The organism is Marivita sp. (assembly GCF_020055635.1).
Classification (GTDB): Bacteria; Pseudomonadota; Alphaproteobacteria; order Rhodobacterales; family Rhodobacteraceae; genus Marivita.
The window spans coordinates 1-2,645 of sequence record NZ_JAIPUT010000175.1 but is presented as its reverse complement, the minus strand read 5'-3'; the positions used below and the strand labels follow the sequence as shown (position 1 = coordinate 2,645).

Here is a 2,645-nt window from a genome sequence, read left to right as displayed (position 1 = left end):
TCGTTGGCAGTTACCGGGACCATGAGGTAATCGGCGGGCTAGAGAATACTGGCTTCCCAACGATTATGCAGGCTTTAAAGTTGCTGGAGGGCTTTGACCTTGAGGGCTTAGGCCAAGGTTCGGCGGACGAATTTCACTTGATAGCGGAGGCACAGCGGATCGCCTTTACAGACCGTTTCGCATATCTTGGTGACGCCGATAGCGTCCCAATACCGCTCGACGGTCTCTTGTCTGACTCCTATGCTGATTCGCGCCGTCGAGCGATAAGGGCAGATCAAGCGTCGCTTGATCTCGTCGCAGGCGATCCTTGGCTGTTTGAGCCGCGTAGACCTGATCGCACATTTTCTCCCGCGAATGGCGGGGATAGCCAGACGACACATCTGACCGTGGTGGATAAGGACCGGAATATGGTCTCCCTCTTGTCCACGCTGGGCTTGCATTTCGGGTCTGCGGTAGTCGCGAAGGATACAGGAGTGGTGTTGAATAACGGCACCATGTGGTTCGACCCCATCCCTGGCACTATTAACTCGCTTGCACCTGGGCGGCGCGGCCTGACGGCGGGTGCCCCTGCGATCGTGCTACGCGACGGCGAACCACTCATGACCGTTGGCTCGCCGGGTGGTCGGCGAGTAATCTCATCGATACTGCACGCTATCATCAATGTCATCGATCATGGCATGCAGGCGCAAGATGCGGTGACTACATTGCGCGTACACAGCGAAGACGCGACCACTGTGGTGGACTCTCGACTCGATCCAGCGATCGCCGAGTCATTGCGGAATCGAGGGCATCATCTGGATGTACGCGAAGAAACTTTCTCGACCACCTACTTTGGCCGACCGCTTGCCATAGTGGTAGACCCCATCAGTGGATCCCTGCAAGGTGGAGTCAATGAGTTCAAGCCTGCTCTGGCAATAGGTCTGTAGCCATGTTCTGTTGGCATTCGCGCGAGGCACCTGCCCCATGGCAGCAGGTGCATAGTTTTGCGTTGAGGGTTCACGAGGGTAAGGTCGATCCCAATGCTCTCCGTCCAGTGTTGTTCGGGTGTTGGTGTTTCTCAGTAACGAACCAAAATCCAGAATCGTGAATCGGATCGCTGACCGTAGATGCAATTGCGGGCGGTAAGCGGGATTTGTATCTGCCACTTGTTTAAGCGGATGCGTCGTCCACTGGGCGAACGGGCTAGTCTGTGTTTGGGCGGGCATACTGGTGTCGCCATCGCCTGTCGATCGACAGGCGACTCCCGCTTGCCGTCTGCCTCATTGCGGCCCTCATACTCGAGTAATCCCATGCGTTCGATTTGGATCAGAGTTTTTCAGGTGCGCCGTTGGCTCAGGTTTCGAGACCGCTCGGTTCACGGATGATGGATATCTGGCTGAACAAGTAAGCGAGAACAGCGAGCATTCGACTGCTGGATGGATGGGCTAGTATGCTGAATGATGACTGTGATGTCTGATCCGTGGCATCCAGAAGCTACAGTGCCGAGATCCAAACAGCACAGCTTGGGGCCGTCGTCATCCGAGCGGCGAATGCACGCCGGATATGTTGGGAAGTGCGCGGAATGGCGCAATCCGTGGCGTCCTCCCCGAATCCGGATGGCGGTTTTTCTTCTGTCAGGGTACTAGCTTATTACGACCTGCGGGCATTCCTATGGCCCGGCATGGAGGAATTACGAAAATTGGCGCTATTTTGGCTACGGCGAGGTAAAAGGTAATGGAATCGCGCGGTTAGCGATCCAAGGAGTATCATGGACTCAGCAGGGGGAGCGCTTAGCGAGTCAGATGAATAAGCCAATCAAAGCAGAGGCTATCTCGCAGGTATTTGTCGCATTTCGCGATAATGAGTCGATTATAAAAGGCTTTTTGCGTCGATTTACTTCGAATGCGCATGATATTGACGATATTTGTCAGGAAACGATCCTGCGTGCGCTCGAGGCAGAGAAAACCAAGGAGATTCATAATCCACGGGCATTTCTTTTCGGAGTTACGCGCAACATAGTACGGAAAAAGCTAGATAGAAAATCGCAACTGGTGATCGATTTCATTGAGGATTCTTCGCCCGAAGAATGCCGATCCGACGAGCCATCGCCGGAGGACGCCCTTGATGACCGTCAGCAAATGCTGATCTTTGCCGAAGCGGTTGCGACCTTGCCGCCCCAATGCCAGCGGGTATTTGTAGCGAAGAAGGTCTATGGCTACAGCCACAAGGAAATCGCCGCCAAACTGAACATTTCAACCAGCACCATTGAAAAGCATGTTGCTGCAGGCCTGAGACGAGTGAGTGATTACATCCAACAGAAACTGAAGGACGAAAATTCGTGCCCTCGTGATCCAAGTCTTTTTGGCTCTGCATATAAGCCTAAGACGGATATCAAATGAACAGACGAACGAAGATTGGCCCCAATCGCGATATCACTGGAGATGCATGCGCCTGGCTTGCTCAGCTCGAAACTGGAGAGCTTACGCCCGCCGATCGTGATGCTTTCAGGGAGTGGATGCATCGTAACCCGCTGCACGTAAGAGAGATCCGGCGTCTCGCAGCACTTTCGAAGAATTTGAACGTGCTAACTGGGATGACTGACTCACTTGAACAGGCTAATGATCACTACGAATTCGTCTTAAAACGGCGCGAACGATTTGGCTTCC

At 53.7% G+C, this 2,645-nt stretch carries 3 protein-coding genes; all 3 read left to right on the top strand.

Annotated elements, in window-relative coordinates; genetic code table 11:
- Positions 1 to 926: gamma-glutamyltransferase (locus LCF60_RS24300; RefSeq protein ID WP_292295100.1), on the top strand; the 926-nt coding region annotated here is incomplete at its 5' end.
- Positions 927 to 1,781: 855 nt separating this feature from the next.
- Positions 1,782 to 2,378: a sigma-70 family RNA polymerase sigma factor gene (locus LCF60_RS24295; protein WP_292295099.1), complete on the top strand. Its 597-nt coding sequence runs from the start codon at positions 1,782 to 1,784 to the stop codon at positions 2,376 to 2,378.
- Positions 2,375 to 2,645: FecR/PupR family sigma factor regulator (locus LCF60_RS24290; protein ID WP_292295098.1), on the top strand; the 271-nt coding region annotated here is incomplete at its 3' end. The genes LCF60_RS24295 and LCF60_RS24290, both read left to right, overlap by 4 nt.

Coding starts and splice junctions, on each gene's coding strand:
- LCF60_RS24295 (WP_292295099.1), top strand. CDS start 1,782: ATGAATAAGCCAATCAAAGCAGAGGCTATCTCGCAGGTATTTGTCGCA.